This window comes from Piezobacter thermophilus, assembly GCF_055386745.1.
On the sequence record NZ_AP042380.1, the window covers coordinates 1328970 to 1351477 of the forward strand.

Annotated in this window: 21 protein-coding genes; 13 read left to right on the forward strand and 8 right to left on the reverse strand. The window is 67.5% G+C overall.

Features of this window, described 5'->3' with window-relative positions:
* Positions 1-110 precede the first annotated feature (110 nt).
* From ACZ5CM_RS06395 to ACZ5CM_RS06410, 4 genes are all read right to left on the reverse strand, one after another.
* Positions 111-1292, reverse strand: a complete 1182-nt coding sequence (locus tag ACZ5CM_RS06395) for an ammonium transporter (protein WP_464641943.1) — start codon at positions 1290-1292, stop codon at positions 111-113.
* Between the two features lie 158 nt (positions 1293-1450).
* A complete protein-coding gene (locus tag ACZ5CM_RS06400; protein WP_464641945.1) occupies positions 1451-1936 on the reverse strand; it encodes a CinA family protein in 486 nt (161 codons plus the stop codon).
* The gene (locus ACZ5CM_RS06405; RefSeq protein ID WP_464641947.1) at positions 1933-2433 is read right to left on the reverse strand and encodes a phosphatidylglycerophosphatase A family protein; all 501 of its coding nucleotides are present in this window, start codon (positions 2431-2433) and stop codon (positions 1933-1935) included. The genes ACZ5CM_RS06400 and ACZ5CM_RS06405 overlap by 4 nt, the downstream gene beginning before the upstream one ends.
* Positions 2434-2435: 2 nt before the next feature.
* Positions 2436-3575, reverse strand: a complete 1140-nt coding sequence (locus ACZ5CM_RS06410; protein WP_464641949.1) for a bifunctional 2-C-methyl-D-erythritol 4-phosphate cytidylyltransferase/2-C-methyl-D-erythritol 2,4-cyclodiphosphate synthase — start codon at positions 3573-3575, stop codon at positions 2436-2438.
* Positions 3576-3765: 190 nt separating this feature from the next.
* On the opposite strand from ACZ5CM_RS06410, the gene dusB reads away from it, so the two are divergent.
* The 9 genes from dusB (at position 3766) to hflX (ending at position 15822) form a co-directional block, all read left to right on the forward strand.
* Positions 3766-4749, forward strand: a complete 984-nt coding sequence (gene dusB / locus ACZ5CM_RS06415) for a tRNA dihydrouridine synthase DusB (RefSeq protein WP_464641951.1) — start codon at positions 3766-3768, stop codon at positions 4747-4749.
* Complete coding sequence (locus ACZ5CM_RS06420) at positions 4746-5828, forward strand: two-component system sensor histidine kinase NtrB (RefSeq protein WP_464641953.1); 1083 nt, start codon at positions 4746-4748, stop codon at positions 5826-5828. Before dusB ends, ACZ5CM_RS06420 begins: the two co-directional genes overlap by 4 nt.
* Positions 5828-7198: a response regulator gene (locus tag ACZ5CM_RS06425; RefSeq protein ID WP_464641955.1), complete on the forward strand. Its 1371-nt coding sequence runs from the start codon at positions 5828-5830 to the stop codon at positions 7196-7198. The genes ACZ5CM_RS06420 and ACZ5CM_RS06425 overlap by 1 nt, the downstream gene beginning before the upstream one ends.
* A gap of 99 nt (positions 7199-7297) precedes the next feature.
* Entirely contained in the window at positions 7298-9601 is a 2304-nt protein-coding gene (locus ACZ5CM_RS06430; protein ID WP_464641957.1) for a sensor histidine kinase NtrY-like, read from the forward strand.
* On the forward strand, positions 9598-11013 hold the full coding sequence (ntrX, locus tag ACZ5CM_RS06435; RefSeq protein WP_464641958.1) for a nitrogen assimilation response regulator NtrX: 1416 nt from the start codon (positions 9598-9600) through the stop codon (positions 11011-11013). The genes ACZ5CM_RS06430 and ntrX overlap by 4 nt, the downstream gene beginning before the upstream one ends.
* 205 nt (positions 11014-11218) lie before the next feature.
* On the forward strand, positions 11219-12595 hold the full coding sequence (gene trkA / locus ACZ5CM_RS06440; RefSeq protein WP_464641960.1) for a Trk system potassium transporter TrkA: 1377 nt from the start codon (positions 11219-11221) through the stop codon (positions 12593-12595).
* Positions 12596-12597: 2 nt separating this feature from the next.
* A complete protein-coding gene (locus tag ACZ5CM_RS06445) occupies positions 12598-14154 on the forward strand; it encodes a TrkH family potassium uptake protein (RefSeq protein ID WP_464641962.1) in 1557 nt (518 codons plus the stop codon).
* A gap of 157 nt (positions 14155-14311) precedes the next feature.
* Complete coding sequence (gene hfq / locus ACZ5CM_RS06450) at positions 14312-14551, forward strand: RNA chaperone Hfq (protein ID WP_464641964.1); 240 nt, start codon at positions 14312-14314, stop codon at positions 14549-14551.
* A complete protein-coding gene (gene hflX / locus ACZ5CM_RS06455; protein ID WP_464641965.1) occupies positions 14548-15822 on the forward strand; it encodes a GTPase HflX in 1275 nt (424 codons plus the stop codon). Before hfq ends, hflX begins: the two co-directional genes overlap by 4 nt.
* A 10-nt stretch (positions 15823-15832) precedes the next feature.
* Here the strand turns inward: hflX and ACZ5CM_RS06460 are convergent, their stop codons facing one another.
* The gene (locus tag ACZ5CM_RS06460) at positions 15833-16177 is read right to left on the reverse strand and encodes a cupredoxin domain-containing protein (RefSeq protein WP_464641967.1); all 345 of its coding nucleotides are present in this window, start codon (positions 16175-16177) and stop codon (positions 15833-15835) included.
* Between the two features lie 133 nt (positions 16178-16310).
* Entirely contained in the window at positions 16311-17810 is a 1500-nt protein-coding gene (locus tag ACZ5CM_RS06465) for a CoA-acylating methylmalonate-semialdehyde dehydrogenase (protein ID WP_464641969.1), read from the reverse strand.
* A gap of 101 nt (positions 17811-17911) precedes the next feature.
* On the opposite strand from ACZ5CM_RS06465, the gene ACZ5CM_RS06470 reads away from it, so the two are divergent.
* The 3 genes from ACZ5CM_RS06470 (at position 17912) to coaD (ending at position 19879) form a co-directional block, all read left to right on the forward strand.
* Positions 17912-18808, forward strand: a complete 897-nt coding sequence (locus tag ACZ5CM_RS06470; RefSeq protein WP_464641971.1) for a LysR family transcriptional regulator — start codon at positions 17912-17914, stop codon at positions 18806-18808.
* A 59-nt stretch (positions 18809-18867) separates the two neighbouring features.
* The gene (locus ACZ5CM_RS06475) at positions 18868-19302 is read left to right on the forward strand and encodes a CBS domain-containing protein (protein WP_464641972.1); all 435 of its coding nucleotides are present in this window, start codon (positions 18868-18870) and stop codon (positions 19300-19302) included.
* 85 nt (positions 19303-19387) lie between these two features.
* Positions 19388-19879, forward strand: a complete 492-nt coding sequence (gene coaD / locus ACZ5CM_RS06480; protein WP_464641974.1) for a pantetheine-phosphate adenylyltransferase — start codon at positions 19388-19390, stop codon at positions 19877-19879.
* Between the two features lie 49 nt (positions 19880-19928).
* On the opposite strand, the gene ACZ5CM_RS06485 is transcribed toward coaD, so the two are convergent.
* Positions 19929-20072: a hypothetical protein gene (locus ACZ5CM_RS06485; protein ID WP_464641976.1), complete on the reverse strand. Its 144-nt coding sequence runs from the start codon at positions 20070-20072 to the stop codon at positions 19929-19931.
* 95 nt (positions 20073-20167) lie between these two features.
* Entirely contained in the window at positions 20168-21172 is a 1005-nt protein-coding gene (gap, locus tag ACZ5CM_RS06490) for a type I glyceraldehyde-3-phosphate dehydrogenase (protein ID WP_464641977.1), read from the reverse strand.
* Positions 21173-21442: 270 nt separating this feature from the next.
* On the opposite strand from gap, the gene ACZ5CM_RS06495 reads away from it, so the two are divergent.
* Complete coding sequence (locus ACZ5CM_RS06495; RefSeq protein ID WP_464641979.1) at positions 21443-22411, forward strand: DUF808 domain-containing protein; 969 nt, start codon at positions 21443-21445, stop codon at positions 22409-22411.
* Positions 22412-22508: the final 97 nt, after the last annotated feature.

Consider the following 22508-nt stretch of genomic DNA (forward strand, 5'->3'; position numbering starts at 1 on the left):
GACCCGCTGCGATTCGGCCCGGCCGGCCGAACCTGCCGGCAGGCGCGAAAAGGCCCCCGCCCGAGGGCAGGGGCCGGGTGTGCCGTGGCCGGCGCAGTCCCCGTCGGCGATCAGCTGATGATGTCGTAGGCGCGTTCGCCGTGAACGCTCAGGTCGAGCCCGTTGGTCTCGGTTTCCGCATCCACGCGCAGCGTCGTGACCATTGCCGCGACCTTGACCAGGATCACCGTCACGACCGTGGCATAGACGCCGACGATGGCCAGACTGCCCAGCTGCGCCACCCAGCTTGCGTGACCGAAGGCGGCGATCATCAGCGTGCCGAAGATGCCGCCCACGCCATGCACCGCGAACACGTCCAGCGTGTCGTCGATCCTGAAGGTGTTGCGCACGACATTCACCGCCTCCTGGCACAGGATGCCGGCAACCGCGCCGATGACCAGCGCCTCGACCGGGCCGACATAGCCCGAGGCCGGGGTGATCGAGGCCAGCCCGGCGATCGAGCCGGTCACCAAGCCGACCATCGACGCCTTGCCGTACTTGATGCGTTCCCACAGCGCCCAGCTGAGCGAGGCGGTGGCGGCCGACAGATGCGTGACCGTCAGTGCCATCGCGGCGCCGCCATCCGCCGCCAGCTGCGAGCCGCCGTTGAAACCGAACCAGCCGACCCACAGCATCCCGGCGCCGATCGCCACCAGCACCGGCGAATGTGGCGGGGTGGTACGGTTGCGCCGGGCGCCCAGGAACACCGCCACCACCAGCGAGGCCAGCCCGGCGGTTTCATGCACCACCATGCCGCCGGCGAAGTCCCGCGCGCCGATCTCGCCGAACAGCCCGCCATCGGAGAGCAGCCCGCCGCCCCAGATCCAGTGCGCCACCGGCGCATAGACGAGCAGCATCCACAGCGCCGAGAACAGCAGCACGAAGCCGAAGCCGATGCGCTCGACATAGGCGCCGACGATCAGGGCGGGGGTGATGATGGCGAATGTCATCTGGAAGGCGAAGAACAGGATCTCGGGGATCGTGCCCGTCAGCGTGTCGGGGCCGACCCCCAGCATCAGGGCGCGCCCCAGCCCGCCCCACAGCGGCGACTCGGACGGGCCGAAGGCGATGGAATAGCCGGCCACCAGCCACAGCACGCTCATCAGCGCGGCAATGGCAAAGCAGTGCATGAACACGCTGAGCACGTTGCGCGCGCGCACCAGCCCGCCATAGAACAGGGCAAGCCCCGGCAATGTCATGAAGAGGACCAGGGCCGTGGCCACGATGATCCATGCGGTATCGGCTCCATTCATTTGGCGTGTCCTTTCGGTCTTTGTCCGATGCGTGAGTGTCGGGACGGCTTCAACCAAGCGGGAGATGAGGAAAAAAGAGGCGCCGGCCGTTCCGGGCGCCCATTTTCAGGGCTTTTTGTCGAGCGATGAAAAATTATGCGCCCTGTCGGGGGAGTTGCCTAGTTTTCAGGCCGGTCAGAAAGCGCCGCTTTCAGCAGTGCCAGCGCATGATCGCGGGCGGCCGACCGCACCCGTCCGCGCCCGCGCGCGCCGAATTCGACGGTTTCGGTTTCGGTTTCGCGCCCGCGCCGGGCCAGAGCGAAACAGACCCGGCCCTCGGGCTTGAATTCCGATCCGCCGGGGCCGGCGATGCCGGTAACCGCAACGGCCAGATCCGCCTTCGAGCGGGCCAGCGCGCCCTCGGCCATTTCGCGGGCAACCTGTTCCGAGACGGCGCCATGGGCCGCCAGCGTCTGCGCGCGCACGCCCAGCATCTCCTGTTTGGCGGCGTTGGAATAGGTGACGAAGCCGCGCTCGAACATCTCGGAAGATCCCGGGATGTCGGTCAGCGCTGCGGCGACCATGCCGCCGGTGCAGCTTTCGGCCGTGGCGATCATCACGCCGGCGGCGCGGGCGCGGGCCAGGATGCCGGGCGTGTCGCTCACGCCAGCAGAACCCGGTGCGCGAGGAAGGCCAGCGCCAGCACCCCGATGGCCGCCAGCGCACCCGCGATGATGTCGTCCAGCATCACGCCCAGCGGAGTCCTTTTCCGGTCGGCCCAGCCCACCGGCCCCGGCTTCCAGATGTCGAACAGCCGGAACAGCACGAAGGCGGTGATCCAGCCCGGCCACAGCACGGTCATGTCGATCCCCAGCCGATCGGCGGCCGAACTGAGCGGCATCAGCGCCACCAGCTGCCCGGCCACTTCGTCGATGACGATTTCCGACGGGTCGTGATCCTCGGCCCCGTCGGTCGCCTCGGCCGTGGCCCAGACGCCAAGGATGAAGATCGCCGCCGTTCCCATGACGAACAGCGCAAATCCGCCCGCGACATGCAGCCCCCAGGCAATGGGAAGCGCCGCGAGCGAGCCCCAGGTTCCGGGGGCGGGGCGGAGGTGGCCCACGCCGAAAACGGTGGCGATGATGCGCGCGAGATCCTTCATGTTCATCCCCTCACCAGCGTCGCGGTGGCGAGTGCCGCGATCCCCTCCTCGCGCCCGGCAAAGCCGAGCCTCTCGGACGTCGTCGCCTTGACCGAAACCGCGTCGCGGCCGATGCCCATGATCCTTGCCATCTCGGCGCGCATGCGATCGGCATGCGGCCCGATCTTCGGCCGTTCGCAGATCAGCGTGCAATCGACATTGGCGATGCGCCAGCCCGAATCGCGGGCCAGACCGGTGGCATGGCGCAGGAAGATCTCGCTGGCCGCGCCCTTCCACTGCGGATCCGATGGCGGGAAATGGCGGCCGATATCGCCCTCGGCCAGCGCGCCGTAGATGGCATCGGTTACCGCGTGCATGCCGGCATCGGCGTCGGAATGGCCCTGAAGGCCGCGCTCATGCGGGATCCGCACCCCGCACAGGGTCACATGATCGCCGGGGCCGAACCTGTGCACGTCGAACCCGTTTCCCAGCCGCACCATCGGCGCTCCTCCCAGCAGGCGTTCGGCCCGGGCGAAATCCTCGGGCCGGGTGATCTTGATATTGTCGGGGTCGCCCGGAACGATGGCCACGTCAAGCCCCGCGGCGCGAGCGACCTCGACGTCATCGGCGGCGCCGCCGGGATGGGCGGCATGGGCGGCAATGATCTCGGCATAGCGGAACCCCTGCGGCGTCTGGGCCGCGAACAGGCCGCGGCGGTCGCGGGTGCCGGTCACGATCCCCCCTTCGCCGGTCCAGAGCGCGTCGGTGACCGCCAGCCCCGGTGCGGCGCCCGGATGGTCGTCAAGCGCCGCGATCACCGCGGCGATGGTTTCGGCCCGCACACAGGGGCGGGCGGCATCGTGGATCAGCACCTTGTCCACCCCGTGCCCGGCCAGCGCCGCCAGCCCGCTGCGGACCGAGGCCGCCCGGTCGGCGCCGCCTTTCGCCAGGATCAGATCGGGGCGGTTCGCATACGCCTCCCACGGCGCGCGGTCGTCGGGCGAGAGCACCAGGGCAACCAGGTCGATGCCCGGCGCCTGCGCGAAACGCTCCAGCGTCCAGTCGGCCACGCGCCGCCCGGCCAGCAGGCGCCACTGCTTGGGCACCCCGCCACCCGCGCGATACCCGCGCCCGGCGGCAAGGATCAGGGCGGCCGTGGTCATGCAAGGGGTCTCCGGTCGATCTGCGGTTCGGAACCGTCTTTAGGCCGTGGCGCGGGATGAGGCAATCATCCCGGCAAGTATGCATAAAAAATAAGCAGGCGCAGGTGGAGTGATCGTGAAATGCCCTTTCGGTTTGAGAAATTCGTCCAGATTCGCTAGGAAAGGCGCAATTGCACAAGGATTGGGCAAAGTGCCGCTTGTCATTGCCGGAAAACCCGTTGACCCGCCGGTGATCCTCGCCCCGATGGCGGGAATCACCGACCGCCCGTTCCGCGACCTGGTGCTGTCCTTCGGGGCGGGGCTGGCGGTCAGCGAAATGGTGGCCAGTCAGGAAATGGTCCAGGCAAAGCCGGGCGTGCGCGAGAAGGCCGAGCTGGGGGCCGGGGCGGAGCGGACCGTGGTCCAGATTGCCGGGCGCGAGGCCCGCTGGATGGCCGAGGCCGCGCGCCGGCTTGAGGGGCAGGGGGCGGCGATCATCGACATCAACATGGGCTGCCCGGCGCGCAAGGTGACGAACGGGCTGTCGGGCTCGGCGCTGATGCGCACGCCCGATCATGCGTTGCGGCTGATCGAGGCGGTGGTGGACGCGGTCGCCGTGCCGGTCACGCTGAAGATGCGGCTGGGCTGGGACGAGGGGATGCGCAACGCCGCCGATATTGCCCGCCGGGCCGAGGCCGCCGGGGTGCGGATGGTGACGGTTCACGGCCGCACCCGCTGCCAGTTCTACAGGGGGCGGGCCGACTGGGTGGCAGTGCGCGAAGTGCGCGAGGCGGTCTCGATCCCGGTGATCGTCAATGGCGACATCGTCTGCGCCGCGACCGCGCGCAAGGCGCTGGCCCTGTCGCGCGCGGCCGGCGTGATGGTCGGGCGCGGCGCGCGGGGGCGGCCCTGGCTGTTGGCGCAGATCGGCCATGAGCTGTTCGGCGCGCCGGCCCCGCGCATTCCGAAGGGTGTGGATCTTGTGGACGTCGTATCAAGGCATTACGAGGCGATATTGATGTTCTACGGGGGCGATCTTGGCCTGCGCGTGGCGCGCAAGCACCTGGGCTGGTACATGGATGATGCCGGCACCGAACCGGGGCTGCGCCGGGCGGTCCTGACCGCGGGCGATACGGGCGAGGTCCTGCGCCTGCTGGCCGAAGCGCTGGCCCCCCGGCGGGAGGCGGCGGCATGACCGGCGACGACGCGATCTGGGCTTCGCTTCCGGTTCCGGCCTTCCTGATCGATGCCGAGGACCGGGTGACGGCGGTCAACTCGGCCGCCGAGGGGTTCCTGAACGCCTCGCGGAAATCGGTGGAGGGCACGCCGGTCTGGGATCTTCTGGCGGTCGACATGCCGATCGAAGAGGCCTTTGCCCGTGCCCGCGCCAATGGCACGCCGCTTTTCGTCAACGACATCGACGTGGGCTGCGGCTCGCGCGCGCCGCTGCAATGCGCGCTTCAGATCGCGCCGCTGCTGGGGCGGCCGGGGGTGATGATGATGCTGGTCTCTCCGCGCGAGCTGGCCGGCCGCATGACCCAGAGCCATTCGGTCCGCTCGGCGGCGCAATCGGCCATCGGCATGGCCGAGATGCTTGCCCACGAGATCAAGAACCCGCTGGCCGGAATCACCGGTGCGGCGCAGTTGCTGAGCATGAACCTCGGTCCTCAAGACCTTGAACTCACGGATCTTATCGTGGCTGAAAGCCGCCGGATCGTGAAGCTGCTGGAGCAGGTCGAACAGTTCGGAAATCTCAGCGCACCGGATTTCCGTCCGGTCAATGTTCACGACGTGCTGGACCGGGCGCGGCGCTCGGCGCTGCTGGGTTTCGGGGCGCACATGACCATCATCGAGGATTACGACCCGTCGCTGCCGCTGGCCTGGGGGGACCCGGACCAGCTGTTGCAGGTGATCCTGAATCTTCTCAAGAACGCCTCGGAAGCTGCTGATCCAAAAGGCGGAACCATTCGTCTTCATACCTTTTTCGAACATTCCTTCCGGCTGCGGCGCAATGACGGGGCCGGGCAGGATCTGCCCCTGCAGATCGAGGTGATCGACGACGGCCCCGGCCTGCCGGAGCATATCCGCGACGATGTCTTCGACCCCTTCGTGTCGGGGCGCGAGAACGGCACCGGGCTGGGCCTGGCACTGGTGAGCAAGATCGTGTCCGACCATGGCGGCTGGGTCTCGGTGACCTCGGTGCCGGGACGCACCGTGTTCCGCCTGTCGCTGCCGCGGGCGCCGCGTGAAAGCCAGCAAGAGGAGACCGCCTGATGGATGGCACGGTTCTGGTTGCCGATGACGATCGCACGATTCGCACGGTTCTGACCCAGGCGCTGACCCGGGCCGGCTGCAAGGTGCATGCCACCAGCTCGCTGACGACACTCATGCGCTGGGTGGCCGAGGGCAAGGGTGACGTGGTGATCTCGGACGTGGTGATGCCCGACGGCAACGGGCTCGAGATGCTGCCGAAGATCGCGCAGGACCGCCCCGGCCTGCCGGTGATAGTGATTTCGGCGCAGAACACCATCATGACCGCAATCCAGGCGGCCGAGGCCGAGGCCTTCGACTACCTGCCCAAGCCGTTCGACCTGCCCGACCTGATGAAGCGCACCCGCCGCGCGCTGGAGCAGAAGCGCCGCCGGGCGCCGGGATCGGGCGAGCGACTCTCCGGGGAACGTCCCGACGAGCTGCCGTTGGTGGGGCGCACGCCGGTCATGCAGGCGCTCTACCGGGTGGTGGCCCGGGTCATGAACACCGATCTTCCGGTCATCGTCACCGGCGAAAGCGGCACCGGCAAGTCCCTGATCGCGCGCGCCATTCACGATTTCTCGGACCGGCGTACGCTGCCCTTCGTCACGGTGACCGAGGCCGATCTGAGCGATCTCGAGGGGCCGGCCCGGGTGCTGGCGCGGGTCAAGGGCGGCACGCTGCTGATCGACGAGATCCCCGATATCGGCGACGAGGTGCAGGCCCGGATCGTGCGCATGATGGACGCACCGGGCGAGCATGTGCCGCGGTTCATGGCCACCAGCCAGATCGACCCGGCGCGGGCAACCGAACAGGGGCGGCTGCGGCGCGATCTGTATTACCGGCTGGGCGGGGCCACGTTGCAGCTGCCGGCCCTGCGCGACCGGGTGGACGACATTCCCCTGCTGGTGGAGCATTTCCTTGCCCGGGCCGAGCGCGACGGCGCCCCGCGGCGCTGGCTGAGCTCCGAGGCACAGGATCTGTTCCGCCGCTACAGCTGGCCGGGGAACGTGCGGCAGCTGGAAAACGCGGTGCGCCGGCTGAGCCTGACCAGCCGCACCGACGAGATTTCCCGCTCGGAAGTCGAATCCATGCTGCGCAGCCAGCCCGAGGTGGAGCCGATCCTCGGCGGGGGCGAGTCCGAAAAGCTGTCGGCCTCGGTCGCGCGGCACCTGCGGCGCTATTTCGACCTGCATGGCAACATGCTGCCGCCGCCGGGGCTGTATCAGCGCATCCTGCGCGAGGTCGAGGCGCCGCTGATTGAGATCGCGCTGGACGCCACCGGCGGAAATCAGGCGAAATGCGCCGATCTTCTGGGAATCAATCGCAATACCTTGCGCAAGAAGATCCGCGATCTCGATATAGAGGTGACACGCCGCCGCAAATTGATGTAATACTGCCACAGAACCGTGGCGAACCGGCGTCAGTGCCGGAAATGACCACGAGATATGGCGGTAAGCCGCTTCGGCGGCACATCGGGATGAGGACGGCAGGTGGCAATCCGGTCACATGAGGGGCCAATCCCCGCGCTGAGCCGCTGGCGGCTGACGCGCAGGCTGCGCAACCTGGGCACCTTCGGGCTGGTGGTTCTGGGGCCGATCCTGGCGCTTGCGACCTATCTTGCCATGGGGCCGTTCGAGGCGCGCACTTCGGCTCCCTCGCTGCGGATCGTGCTGCTGGCGGATCTGGTCTATGTGCTGGTGCTGGCGGCGCTGGTTCTGGGGCAGGTGATGCGGCTGTTTGCCGCGCGGCGGGCGCATTCGGCCGGGTCGCGGCTGCATATGCGCCTGATGGGGGCCTTCACCCTGCTGGCGCTGGCGCCGACGGTGATCGTGGCGGTGTTTGCCGGGCTGACCGTCAATATCGGTCTCGAGGGCTGGTTCTCGGAGCGGGTCCGCGACGCGCTGGGCGCCTCGCTGGCGGCGGCCGAGGCCTACGAGACGGAACAGCGCGATGCCCTGGCCCAGGATGCGCAGGCGCTGGCGCGGTTTCTCGACGCGGCCAGGGGGCAGAACTTCTTCATCAACGATGCCGAGCTCCGGGTGCTGCTGGCGCAGGGCCAGGCGCAGATCCAGCGCGGGTTGCGCGAGGCCTACGTGATCGACGGCACCGGCGAGATCCGGGCGCGCGGCGAACGATCCTACCTGTTCGATTTCGAAAGGCCTTCGCCCGAGGATCTGGCCACGGCCCGCGAAAAGGGGCTGACGATCATCCGGGACTGGAACAACAACGAATTCCGCGCGCTGGTGCGGCTGGATGCCTTCGCCGACCGCTACCTCTATGTCAGCCGCGAGGTGGACGGAAAGATTCTCAACCTTCTCGACGACACCAAGGCCACGGTGGGGCTGTATCACCAGCTTGAAAGCGAGCGCGGGCGGGTGCTGTTCGAATTCGGGCTGCTGTATCTGGGCTTTGCGCTGATCCTGATCCTGGCGGCGATCTGGCTGGGCCTGTGGTTTGCCGAGCGCCTGTCGCGGCCGGTGGGCCGGCTGACCATGGCCGCCCAGCAGGTCGGGGCGGGGGATCTCGACGTGCAGGTGCCCGAGGAGGAGGGCGACGACGAAATCGCCATGCTGGGCCGCTATTTCAACCGCATGACCCGGCAGCTCAAGGCGCAGCGGCAATCGCTGCTCGATACCACCCGCCAGATCGAGCGCCGCCGGCGGCTGTTCGATTCGGTGCTCTCCTCGGTCACTTCGGGGGTGGTGGGGCTGGATTCGCAGGGGCGGGTGACCTTCGTCAACCGCTCGGCCCGGCGGCTTCTGGACTGGTCGGGGGACGAGCACTCGCTGGCGCTGGCGGTAGCGGTGCCGGAATTCGGGCCGCTGTTCGACAGCCTGCGCCAGGGTGGGGGCGAGGTGGCCCAGGGCGAGGTCAAGGTGACGCGCAAGGGCCGGCTCGAGCATCTTCTGGTGCGGATGAGCACCCGGCGCGAGATCGACGGCAGCCTGGAAGGTTACGTGGTCGCCTTCGACGACGTGACCGATCTGGTCAGCGCCCAGCGCATGGCTGCCTGGGGCGACGTGGCCCGCCGCATCGCGCACGAGATCAAGAACCCGCTGACGCCGATCCAGCTGTCGGCCGAGCGGATCAAGCGCAAGTTCGGCCCGCGCCTGGGCGAGGAGGATTGCGAGAAGCTCGAATCGATGACCGACGTGATCGTGCGCCAGACCAACGATCTGCGCCGGATCGTGGACGAGTTTTCGCGCTTTGCCCGCATGCCCGAACCCGATCGCCGGGCCGAGGACCTGGTGGCGATCCTGCGCGACGCGGCGCTGCTGCAGCAGAGCGGCCAGCCCGGCGTGCGCTTCGAGATCGACCTGCCGGATCACCCGGTGATTGCCGAGGTGGATGCGACGATGATCTCGCAGGCCTTGACGAACCTTATCAAGAATGCCGGTGAGGCCATTGAATCACTTGAGGAAAAGGGCGCCCCGGAAGGGTTCGTTCCACGAATTCGGGTGCGGCTGGAGGAGATTTCGGGCGGCTGCCGGATCACCATTGCCGACAACGGCATCGGATTGCCCGAGGACCGGGTGCGTCTGTTCGAACCCTATGTGACGACGCGCGACGCGGGCACCGGGCTGGGGTTGCCGATCGTGAAGAAGATCATCGAGGAACATGGCGGCACTCTCGTGCTCGAGGATGCGCCGGTCTTCGAGGGGCAGGCGCATTTCGGCGCAATGGCCGTCATCCGCCTGCCCGTGACACTGACACCCGACGCCGGGGCGGACCGCTTGCGGTCGGGCTCGGGGGTGCGGGCGGGAAAAACCATTGAAGCAGCGGGGCCGACATGAGTGACATACTGATCGTTGACGACGAACGCGATATCCGCGAACTGGTGTCCGACATCCTTGAGGACGAAGGCTATGCCACCCGGCTGGCCGGGAATTCCGACGAGTGCATGGCCGCGATCAATGCCGAACCGCCCGCTTTGCTGATCCTCGACATCTGGCTGAAGGACAGCAACATGGACGGGATCGACATCCTCAAGAAGGTGCGGCGCGACAACCCGGACGTGCCGGTGGTCATCATCTCGGGGCATGGCAATATCGAGATCGCCGTCGCCGCGATCAAGCAGGGCGCCTATGATTTCATCGAAAAGCCCTTCAACATCGACCAGCTCATGGTGGTGATCCGCCGGGCGATGGAAACCTCGCGGCTGCGGCGCGAGAACAACGCGCTGCGGCGGCGCGAGATCGCCTCGGCCGAGATGATCGGGCAGTCGGCCGCCTTCCGGGCGCTGGTCGGCCAGCTGGACAAGGTGACGCGCTCGAACGGGCGGGTGATGCTGAGCGGGCCGCCCGGCTCGGGCAAGGAGATCGCCGCGCGCTACATCCACGCCCATTCCAACCGGGCCGAGGCCCCGTTCGTGTCTGTCAACTGCGCCACCATCGAGCCCGAGCGCATGGAGGAGGTCCTGTTCGGCCGCGAAAGCCCCGAGCGGGGGGTCGAGCCGGGGCTTCTGGAAGAGGCGCATGGCGGGGTGATCTTCTTCGACGAGGTTGCCGACATGCCGCTGGGCACCCAGTCCAAGATCCTGCGGGTTCTGGTCGAGCAGCAGTTCCAGCGCGTGGGCGGCAATGCCAAGGTGCGGGTCGATCTGCGGGTGATTTCCTCGACCTGCCGCAACCTCGAGGACGAGATCCGCGCCGGGCGTTTCCGGCAGGAGCTGTTCCATCGCCTCAACGTGGTGCCGATCCGGGTGCCGTCGCTGGAGGAGCGGCGCGAGGACATCCCGCTTCTGGCCCGGCATTTCATCCGCCAGTTCCATGAAAGCCAGGGCCTGCCCCTGCGCGAACTCGGCGAGGAGGCCGTGGCCCTGATGCAGACCATGTCATGGCCGGGCAATGTGCGCCAGCTCAAGAACCTGGTGGAGCGGGTGTTGATCCTCGGTGACGGCACGGGGCCGATCGAGGCGCGCGAGTTGCCCAGCGAAGATGCCCGTGCCGGCAACGAGGGGCGGGTGATTCTGTCGGGGGCGCTGGCGACGCTGCCCCTGCGCGAGGCCCGCGAGGCGTTCGAGCGCGAATATCTCCTGACCCAGATCAACCGCTTCGGCGGCAATATCAGCCGCACCGCCGCCTTTGTCGGGATGGAGCGCAGCGCCCTGCACCGCAAGCTGAAGTCGCTGGGCGTGGTGACCGCCAACAAGGCCGGTGCGCGGGTGGCCTATGTGGACCGCAGCAAGGCCGAGGCCGCGCATTAGAGCATCTCGCGTCTGACCGGATCGGGCGTCGTGTGCGGCCAGGGGCAGGCATGAAAGTGCCCGCCTGAGAATGCCGTTACCTCGGGCGAGGGGGGCAGGGGCAATCCCGGGCGCGTGTTGCCGTCGCGTTCCCGGCCCGACAAGCAGATTGACCGCTGCCGGGCCATCTGTCATGCAGAAATCCGCATTCAGGGGACCACGGGTCATGAAGGTCATCATCTGCGGCGCCGGTCAGGTGGGCTGGCAGATCGCCCGTCATCTGGCGAGCGAGAACAACGATGTCACGGTCGTGGACAGTGATGCCGATCTGGTGCGGCGCGCCACCGAATGGCTTGACGTGCAGGGGGTGGCGGGCTTTGCCAGCCACCCGGACGTGCTGGAACGTGCCGGCGCCCAGGATGCCGACATGATCATTGCCGCGACCCATTCGGACGAGGTCAACATGGTCACCTGCCAGGTGGCCCATTCGGTGTTCGGCATCAAGCAGAAGATCGCCCGGATCCGGGCGCAGTCCTATCTGGTCCCGGTGCCTTCGGGGCCGAATTTCAAGGATCACCTGCCGATCAACGAGGTCATCAGCCCCGAACGCGAGGTGGCGGCGGCTGCGATGCGGCGGCTGGCGGCGCCGGCCACCTTCGACGTGGAAACCTTCATGGACGGCAAGGCGCAGCTTCTCGGCATCAAGGTGGACGAGGACTGCCCGATCACCAATACCGCCCTGCGCCAGCTGACCGACCTGTTCTCCACCCTGCGCTCGATCGTCGTCGGCATCCGCCGCGAGGGTGTCCTGTTCGCGCCCGAGGCGGACGACCAGCTGTTTCCGGGCGATGAATGCTATGTCTTCACGCATGTGGAAGATGTCGGCCGCACGCTGGAGATCTTCGGCAAGACCGCCGGAGCGCTCACCCGGGTGGTGATCATCGGCGGCGGCAATGTCGGCCTGGCGGTGGCCAGGGATCTGGAAAGCCGCAAGGGCCGGCCGCGGGTCAAGGTGATCGAACGCAACCGCGCCCGCGCCGAACACGCCGCCGAGCAGCTGGAACGGACCATCGTCCTGCATGGCGACGGGCTGGACAGCCAGCTTCTGGCCGAGGCCGGGGTGGAACGCGCCGATGCGGTTCTGGCGGTGACCGACGACGACAAGACCAACATGCTGGCCGCGGTGCGGGCCAAGGCCGAAGGCTGCCCCTTCGCGATCTCGCTCATCAACGATCCGACGCTGGTGCCGCTGGCAACCCCGCTGGGGATCGATGCCTATATCAACCCGCGGGCCACGACCGTGAGTTCGATCCTGCGCCACATCCGCCACGGCCGCGTCCAGCGGGTCTATTCGCTGGGCGATGCCGAGGCCGAGATCATCCAGGCCGAGGTTCTCTCGACCTCGCCCATGGCCGGGCAGAAGCTGCGCGACATCGACTTCCCCGAAGGCGTCCTGGTCGGCGCGGTGCGCAAGGGCGACGAGGTGTTGCGCCCCGATTCCGACCTGCGGATCGAAGCCGGCGACGTGGTGGCGATCTTCGCCATGGCGGCGGATGTGCCCGAGCTTGAACGGCTCCTGCAGGTGTCGTTCGACTATTTCTGACCATGGCCCGGCGTGCCGCCTCTCACGGAACCCGGAATGCCCCTGTCGGCATTCTCATGGAGCTGCCGCTGTTTCTCCTGGTCTGGGGGGTGTTCGCGCTGGGCACCTGGATCCCGGCCGCCCATGCGCTGATCCGCGGCCAGCACGCGGTGTCGCGCGCCTTCTTCTATTCCGGCCTGATCGGGCTGTTCTGCGTGGCGCTGATCGGGCTGGCCATGCGCGGGCGCCGCTCGCGCCGCGGCACGCTGGGCCAGCTGCTGGTGCTGCTGGCCACCTTCGTGGTGCTGCCGGTCTTCCTGGCGCTGCCGATGTTCTGGGCGGTGCGGACCACCTCGTTCCTCAATGCCTATTTCGACATGGTCAGCGCCATCACCACCACCGGGGCCAATCTGTTCACCGATCCGGGGCGGCTGGACCCTTCGGTTCACCTCTGGCGGGCCGAGGTGGGCTGGCTGGGCGGGCTGCTCATGTGGATTGCGGCCTCGGCGATCCTGGCGCCGCTGTCGCTGGGCGGGTTCGAGGTGACGACCCGGGGCCAGCCGGGCCAGGCGCCGGTAGTGAGCTCCGGCGGGCGCGCCGTCGAGCCGCGCCTGCGCCTGCTGCGCGTCACCGCGACGCTGACCCCGGTCTATGTGGCGCTGACGGTGGTGATCTGGATCCTGCTGCGCCTTGCCGGGGATGCGCCGCTGGTGGCGATCAGCCATGCCATGTCGGTCATGGCGACGTCGGGGATTTCCCCGGTGGGCGGGCTTTCGGGCGGCGCTTCGGGCGTGACCGGAGAGGCGATCGTCTTCCTGTTCATGTTCTTCGCGCTCTCGCGGCTGACCTTTTCTTCGGACACGGCCAACCGGGGCGAGGCGCGCCTCGACCGCGATCCGGAATTCCGGGCCGGGTTGGTGATCGTGCTGGGCCTGCCGCTGCTGCTGTTCGTGCGGCACTGGCTGGCGGCGCTGGACGTGAACGCCGCGGCCGATCCCATGATGGGCGTCAGGGCGCTGTGGGGCGGAGTGTTCACGGTCATGTCCTTCCTGACCACCACCGGTTTCGTCAGCGCCGACTGGACCGAGGCGCAGCAATGGTCGGGGCTTGGCTCGCCGGGGCTGATCCTTCTGGGGCTGGCGCTGGTCGGCGGCGGGGTGGCCACCACCGCCGGAGGGGTGAAGCTGTTGCGCGTCTATGTGCTGTATCTCAACGGCCGGCGCGAGCTGGAACGCCTGGTGCATCCCTCGTCGGTGGGCAGCGGCGCCGACGGCAACCGCCGCATCCGCCGCGATGGCGCCTTCATCGCCTGGATCTTCTTCATGCTGTTCGCGTTGTCCCTGGCCGGGGTCAGCCTTGCCCTTGCGGCGCTGGGATCGGGCTTCGAAGAGGCCATGGTGCTGAGCATCGCCGCGCTTTCCACCACTGGCCCGCTGATCGAGGTAGCCGCCGAGACACCGATCCGCTTGGCCGAGCTGAGCGACGCGGCCAAGCTGGTCCTGTCCGGGGCGATGGTGCTGGGGCGGCTGGAAACGCTGGCCATCATCGCGCTTCTGACCCCGGATCTGTGGCGGCACTGAGGGGGCGGGCCCGCCCTTTCGGGCGCCGGGCATGGACAATACCCTGCACTTGTGAATTTTTGTGGTGGAAACTCCGCGCGGGGCAAGACATACTCACGCCAAAGGGGGCGCGCCGTGTTCTGGCGCGAAACAAGAAAAAGGGCGAGTTTTTCATATCATGGCTTCGGACAGACAGAACCTGCAGGATGCATTCCTCAATCATGTGCGCAAGACCAAGGTTCCGGTCACGATTTTCCTCATCAACGGGGTCAAGCTTCAGGGCGTGATCACCTGGTTCGACAACTTCTGCGTCCTGCTGCGCCGGGACGGGCAGTCGCAGCTTGTCTACAAGCACGCGATTTCCACCGTCATGCCGTCGCAGCCGATCAACCTCTACGAAGGCGAAAACGGCGCTTGAGGGAACATGGCCGGAGGCAGACCCGGGCCTGGGTCCTGCATCCCGACATCCGCAGCAGGGAAAATCGCCGCGCCCCCGGGCCGGCGCTGGAAGAGGCGGTGGCCCTGGCCCGGGCGCTGCCCGGTGTCGAGGTGGCGGGATCCGAGGTCGTGCCCCTGCCCAGACCCCATGCGGGGCTTCTGTTCGGGGCCGGAAAGATCGAGGAACTGAAGGCGCGCTTCGCCGCCGAAGAGATCGACCTTGTGCTGATCGACGGCCCCGTCACGCCGGTTCAGCAGCGCAACCTGGAAAAGGCATGGAAGGTCAAGATCCTCGACCGCACCGGGCTGATCCTGGAAATCTTCTCCGACCGCGCGCGCACGAAGGAGGGCGTGCTGCAGGTGGAGATGGCGGCGCTGAACTATCAGCGCACCCGGCTGGTGCGGGCCTGGACCCATCTGGAGCGTCAGCGCGGCGGGCTGGGATTCGTCGGCGGGCCCGGCGAGACCCAGATCGAGGCCGACCGGCGGGCTATCGACGAACAGCTCGTGCGCCTGCGCCGGCAGCTCGACAAGGTGGTCAAGACGCGCGAGCTGCACCGCAAGGCGCGTGCCCGCGTGCCCTATCCGATCGTGGCGCTGGTCGGCTATACCAATGCCGGCAAATCGACCCTGTTCAACCGGCTCACCGGCTCGGGGGTGATGGCGCGGGACATGCTTTTCGCCACGCTCGATCCGACCATGCGGCGGGTCAGGCTGGCGGGCGGGGCGCAGGTGATCCTGTCCGACACGGTAGGGTTCATCTCGGATCTGCCGACCGAGCTGGTGGCCGCGTTCCGGGCGACGCTGGAAGAGGTGCTCTCGGCCGACCTGATCGTGCATGTGCGCGACATCTCGCACCCCGAGACAGAGGAACAGGCCCGCGACGTGGAGGCGATTCTGGCCTCGCTCGGCGTGGACGAGGGCCGGCCGCGGCTGGAGGTCTGGAACAAGATCGACCGGCTGGACGGGCAGGCGCGCGCCGCGGCGCTGGCACGGGCGGCGCGCGACGAGTCGGTGGTCGCCATTTCGGCAACCACCGGCGAGGGGCTGGACGAACTTCTGGCCAGGATCGCCGCGCTGCTGCAGGAGGCGCGCCACGAAACCCGCATGCACCTGGGCTTCGACGAGGGCCGCCGCCGCGCCTGGCTGTATGAGCAGGAGGTGGTGCGCAACGAACGTCAGGTCGAAGACGGGTTCGACCTGACCGTGGAGTGGACGGCGCGCCAGGAGGCGCAGTTCCGCGCCCTGTAGCCGGGACCTGTCAGGCGCTTTCGATCACCAGCCTGGCCTTCATGCTCGGGTGGATCGAGCAGATGTAGTTCTTGCTCATCCCCGCCTTGACCTTGATTTCGGCCGACTGGCCCTTGCGCAGGGTGGCGGTCTGCCAGCTGCCGTTCGCCGCCGTCGCATTGTGCGGGGCGCTGTCGCGGTTGGTCCAGCGGACGGTATCGCCGGGGCGGACCTTCAGTTTCGCCGGGCGGAACTTGAAGCCCTTGATCTCGACCTCGTGCAACTGCCCGTCCATGCCCGCCCGCGCGGGCAGGGCGGACAGGGCCACGCCGGCCATGCCCGCCGCACCCGTGGCCAGCAGCCTGCGTCTGTTCATGTTCGCGCTCATCTGTTTCCTCCCTTTGTCGCAGGAAAGAAAATGTTGGGCGCGCGGGTGCAAATCAAGGCGGGCGCCACCCGCAGACATTCACGACTGCGTGTGACGCCCGTTCGCAAGCGGGACGATGGGATCAGTCCATCGCCTTGAAGTGGAACTCGCCGCCTTCCTTGATGCCGCTGGGCCAGCGCGAGGTGACCGTCTTGGTCCGCGTGTAGAAGCGGAACGCGTCGGGCCCGTGCTGGTTGAGATCGCCGAAGGCCGATTTCTTCCAGCCGCCGAAGGTGTGATAGGCCAGCGGCACCGGGATCGGCACGTTGATGCCGACCATGCCGATATTGATCCGGTGCGCAAAGTCGCGTGCCGTATCGCCATCGCGGGTGAAGATGGCGGTGCCATTGCCGTATTCGTGATCCATGGCCAGCTTCAGCGCCTCCTCGTAGGAGCCCGCGCGCACGGTGGACAGGACCGGGCCGAAGATCTCCTGCTTGTAGATGTCCATTTCCGGGGTCACGTGGTCAAAGAGGTGCGGACCCACGAAAAAGCCGTTCTCATAGCCCTGCAGGGTGAAGTCGCGCCCGTCCACCACCAGCCTGGCGCCCTGTTCGATGCCGGAATTAACCAGGCCCAGAACCCGCTCTTTCGCCTCGCGGGTGACCAGCGGGCCGTAATCGATGTCGTCGCCGGCGGTGTAGGGGCCGACCTTGAGCTTCTCGATCCGCGGCACCAGCTTCTCGATCAGCCGGTCGGCGGTTTCGTCGCCCACCGGCACGGCCACGGAAATGGCCATGCAGCGTTCGCCGGCCGCACCATAGCCCGCGCCCACCAGCGCATCCGCCGCCTGGTCCATGTCGGCATCGGGCATGATGATCATGTGGTTCTTGGCCCCGCCGAAGCACTGCACCCGCTTGCCGTTGGAACAGCCGCGGCCATAGATGTATTCGGCAATCGGGGTCGAGCCCACGAAACCGATCGACTGGATGGTGGGATGGTCGAGGATGGCGTCCACCGCCTCCTTGTCGCCATTGACCACCTGCAGGATGCCCTTGGGCAGGCCGGCCTCTTCCAGCAGCTCGGCCAGCATCAGCGGCACCGAGGGGTCGCGCTCGGACGGCTTGAGGATGAAGGCGTTGCCGCAGGCGATGGCGGGCGCGAACATCCACATCGGGATCATGGCCGGGAAGTTGAACGGCGTGATGCCGGCGCTGACGCCCAGCGGCTGGCGCATCGAGTAGATGTCGATGCCGGGGCCGGCGCCGTCGGTGAACTCGCCCTTCAGCAGCTGCGGCGCGCCGATGCAGTATTCGACCACTTCGAGCCCGCGTTGCACGTCGCCCTTGGCGTCGGGGAAGGTCTTGCCGTGCTCGCGGCTCAGCGCCTCGGCCAGCTTGTCCATGTCGCGGTTGAGCAGCCGGACGAACTCCATCAGCACCCGCGCCCGGCGCTGCGGGTTGACCGCCGCCCAGCCCGGCTGCGCATCGGCTGCCACATCCACCGCAAAGGCCAGCTCTTCGGCGTTGGCCAGCGGCACCCGCGCCTGCACCTCGCCGGTGGCCGGGTTGTAGACATCGGCGAAACGGCCCGACTGTCCCTTGACATGGGCACCGTTGATGTAGTGGGTCAGTTCCTTCATGGGGGACTCCTCCTGAATGCTCGGGCGCAGGATAGACTTGCAAAAAAGCCGAGAACAGGGGCAAGATTTCAAAAAGGTTTTGCAATCGTGCAGGTAGCAGCATGGAGCCGCATTGGGACGACATGAAGATCTTTCTGGCCGTGGCGCGCGAGGAAAGCCTCTCGGGGGCGGGGCGCGTGCTGAAGCTGGACCCGGCCACGGTTGGCCGGCGCATCGCCCGGCTGGAGGCGGCGATGCGGGTGCCGCTGTTTGCCAAGTCGCCCCAGGGCTATGCGCTCAGCGCCGCCGGAGAGCGCCTTCTGGCCCATGCGGAAGCGGCCGAACAGGCCATGCGCGCGGCTTCGGAGGCTCTTGCCGGCCCTTCCGAGAGTCTCTCCGGGCAGATCAGGGTCGGTGCGCCGGATGGCTGCGCGAACTGGCTGCTGCCGCAGGTCTGCGCGCAGATTTCCACGGCCAATCCCGATCTCGACATCCAGATCGTGGCCCTGCCGCGCATCGTCAATCTTTCGCGCCGCGAGGCCGACATGGCCATCACCGTCAGCCCCCCCACCGCCGGGCAGCTGCTGGTGCAGAAGATCACCGACTATCACCTGCACCTGGTTGCCTCGCGCCGCTATCTGCGGGACAACCCGCCGCTGGAAAGCCTTGACGATCTGCGCGGACGGCGGATGATCGGCTACATCCCCGACATGATCTTCGATTCCGAGCTGGACTACCTGTCCGACCTTGGAATCCGCCGGGTGCCGCTGGCCTCGAACTCGGTTCCGGTGCAGCTCAAGCTGGTGATGCAGGGGGCGGGGCTGTGCGTGGCACATGATTTTTCCCTGCCGTTTCATCGCCCCCTGCGCAAGGTTCTGCCCGATCAGGTGAACCTGACCCGCAGCTTCTACCTGGTCCGCCATCAGGGCGACCAGCGCAGCGAAAGGCTCAACCGTTTCGCCGATGCCCTGTGCGAGGGCCTGCGCGAAGAAGTGGCCCGTCTGGAAGCGATGACTTGACTTGAACGCATATTGCGGCGACGCTGTTGAAAACGAAAGATAATTGCAGGGGTGCCCGAATGCTCGTTCATCAGATTCTCGATTCCAAGCCGTTTTCCGAAACCGTGACCATTGCGCCCACGGCGACGGTTGCCGAGGCCGCGCGGCTGATGGCCGAGAAGCGGATCGGCGCGGTCGTGGTTTCCGGCGATGGCGCCACTGTCGAAGGGATGCTGTCGGAGCGCGACATCGTGCGCGAGCTGGCCCGTTCGGGCGAGGGATGCCTCAAGGCGCCGGTCGGCAACTACATGACCCGAAAGGTGGAAACCTGCACCAGGGCGACCTCGACGGACGAGCTGATGAACCGCATGACCGAGGGCCGGTTCCGTCACATGCCGGTGGTCGAGGACGGCAGGCTGGCGGGGCTGGTCTCGATCGGCGACGTGGTCAAGGCGCAGCTGACCAAGCTGGAGATGGAAAAGGAAGCCCTGGAAGGCATGATCAAGGGGTTCTGAACCTTTCCGTATTTTTGCGGTATTGCCAAGGCGCGGCGGTTGATGTTTGCCTGCCCGCAGCGAACGAACCGCAGGAGTCAGTCCCATGCGCATCGGCCTTTACCCCGGCACGTTCGACCCGATCACTCTGGGTCATATCGACATCATCAGCCGCGCCGCCGCACTGGTGGACAAGCTGGTGATCGGGGTGGCGATCAACCGGGACAAGGGCCCGCTGTTCCCGCTGGAAGAGCGGGTGGCGATGATCGAGGAGGAATGCGCCAAGCTGAGCGCCGAGACCGGGACCCGGATCGTGGCGCACCCGTTCGAGAACCTGCTGATCGACTGTGCCCATGATGTCGGGGCGCAGATCATCGTGCGCGGCCTGCGTGCGGTGGCTGATTTCGAATATGAATTTCAGATGGTTGGCATGAACCGGGTGCTGGATGCCAGCGTGGAAACGGTGTTCCTGATGGCGGATGCGCGGCGGCAGGCGATTTCATCGAAGCTGGTCAAGGAAATCGCGCGGCTGGGTGGGGACGTGTCCGAATTCGTCACGCCGCGGGTGAATGCTGCGCTCAGGGCGCGGTTCGACTGACGCGCCCGGTGTGGCGGGCGGCGCGGGTCCGTCCCGTCCGTGCCGCGCTTCAGCGCCAGAAGGCCAGCCACTCGATCAGTTCGTAAAGTTTCTTGCCCAGGAATATCACGTGTTCGGTGCCGAACAGCAGCAGGTCGCCCGCGATCACCGCCAGGATGAACAAGCCTAGGTAAAGGGCGATGCGGTCGGTCATGGCGGCGGTCCGGAAACGAATTGGCCCGGACAGCTTTAGCCATCCGGGCCGGCGGTCTCAAGGGGGGCGCCGAAAAGGGGGCGGACGGTGTGCGCTCAGGCGTTCAGCCGGCCGATGGCCACCGCCATGTCGGCCATGCGCACGGAAAAGCCCCATTCATTGTCATACCAGGCCAGGATTCGCACCAGCCGCCCGTCCATGACGCGGGTCTGGTCGGGGGCGAAGATGGCGCTCTGTTCGGTGTGGTTGAAGTCGATCGACACCAGCGGCGCCGGCTCGTATCCCAGCACCCGCGACATCGCCCCTTCGGCGGCGGCGCGGACGGCTTCGTTGACCTCCTCGACGGTCACGTCGCGTCCGGCGCGGAAGGTCAGGTCCACGGCGCTGACATTGGGCGTGGGTACGCGGATGGCCGAGCCGTCCAGCTTGCCCTTCAGCTGCGGCAGCACCTCGCCCAGCGCCCGGGCCGCGCCGGTGGTGGTGGGGATCATCGACATGGCCGCGGCGCGGGCGCGGTAGATATCCTTGTGGCGGCGGTCGAGCGTCGGCTGGTCGCCGGTATAGGCGTGGATGGTGGTCATGATCCCGTGCTCGATGCCGAAGGCCTCGTCCAGCACCTTGGCCACCGGGGCCAGGCAGTTGGTGGTGCATGAGCCGTTGGAGATCATCCGGTCGCCGCGGGCCAGCCGGTCGTCATTGACGCCGAAGACCACCGTCTTTTCCACGTTCTTCGCCGGGGCCGAGATCAGCACCGCGCCGGCGCCGTTTTCCAGGTGGATCTTCGCCTTTTCGCCGTCGTTGAACTTGCCGGTGCATTCCAGCACCACGTCGCAGCCGCTCCAGTCCAGTTCGGTTGGGTCGTAGGAGGACATGACCTCGATCGGCCCGCGGCCAAGGTCCAGCCGGTTGCCGTCGATGCGGATTTCGCCGGGAAAGCGGCCATGCACGCTGTCGTAGCGCAGCAGATGGGCGTGGGTCTCCAGGGGCCCCGGCGCGTTGGCCTTGACCACCCTGATGTCGTCGCGGCCGCTGGCCGCGATATGGGACAGGGTGCAGCGGCCGATGCGGCCAAAACCGTTGATGCCGACATTTATGGTCATGCTGGGTCACTCCGAACTGCTGTTGTCCGGGCGCCGTATAGCGGTGCGGCAGGGGCGGCAAAAGGGCCAAAAGCGCCCGTCCCGGAAGGCGTTAGCGAAAACATCGCGGCGTTAGCGCAAACGCCGGAGCGTAAACGCCGGAGCGCAGACGCTGGCACCGCCGGCCCGCAGCGGGCGGGCGGGTGGATCGTCCGCATGCGCGGCTTGCGCCCGGCGGCGCGCGCGCTAGGTTGGGGCGAACGGCATCGGGCGGGCGGAAGGGGACGGAGCATGAGCGGCCTGCTGGCACTTCTGGATGACGTTGCGGGCATCGCCAAGGTGGCGGCGGCCTCGCTGGACGACGTGGCCTCGCAGGCGGCCAAGGCGGGGGCCAAGGCGGCCGGAGCGGTGATCGACGACGCCGCGGTGACGCCGAAATACGTGCAGGGATTCGCGGCCAGCCGCGAACTTCCGATCATCTGGAAAATCGCCAAGGGGTCGTTCCGCAACAAGCTGCTTTACCTGCTGCCGGTGGCGCTGGTGCTGTCGGCCTTCGCGCCGTGGCTGATTTCGCCGCTCCTGATGATCGGCGGGGCCTATCTGTGCTTCGAGGGGGCGGAAAAGATCTGGCACGCGCTGTTCCCCGACCCCGATCACCCGATCCTGCCCGAGGACGCGCCGGGCGATCCAGCCCACCTGGAAGAGCGCAAGGCCGCGGGCGCCATCAAGACCGACTTCATCCTGTCGGCCGAGATCATGACCATCGCGCTGGCGGCCCTGCCGGAAAGCGGTTTCTGGACCGAGGCCGCCTCGCTGGCGCTGGTCGCCATCGGTATCACGGTGGTCGTCTATGGCAGCGTGGCGATCATCGTGAAGGCCGACGATGTGGGGCTGTATCTTGCCCGCAACGCCCGGCTGGGGGTGGTGCGGGCGCTGGGCCGGGGGGTGGTGCGGGTGATGCCGGGCTTTCTGAAGGCGCTGACCGTGATCGGCACGGCGGCGATGCTGTGGGTGGGCGGCGCGATCATCCTGCACGGGCTGGAGGAGATGGGCGTCGGCGCTCCGGCGCATCTGGTCGAAGGCTGGTCGCAGGCGGTGGCGCAGCTGTTGCCGGAGGGGCTGCGCGCCGCGGCCGGGTGGGCGACCGGCGCGGCGCTGGGCGGGCTGTTCGGGCTGGCACTGGGGCTGATGCTGGTGCCTGCGGTGCAAAAGCTGGTCCTGCCGCTGTTGCGAAATCAGGGGGAGGAAGGCGGCTCCTGACCGTGGAAGCCAGGCATGTCGCGCCTGACCGGATTCGTTTCGCCCGGGGCGCGCGCAGGTGGCCCGGGCATGCGCCCGCCCGCCCCCATGGCGGGCG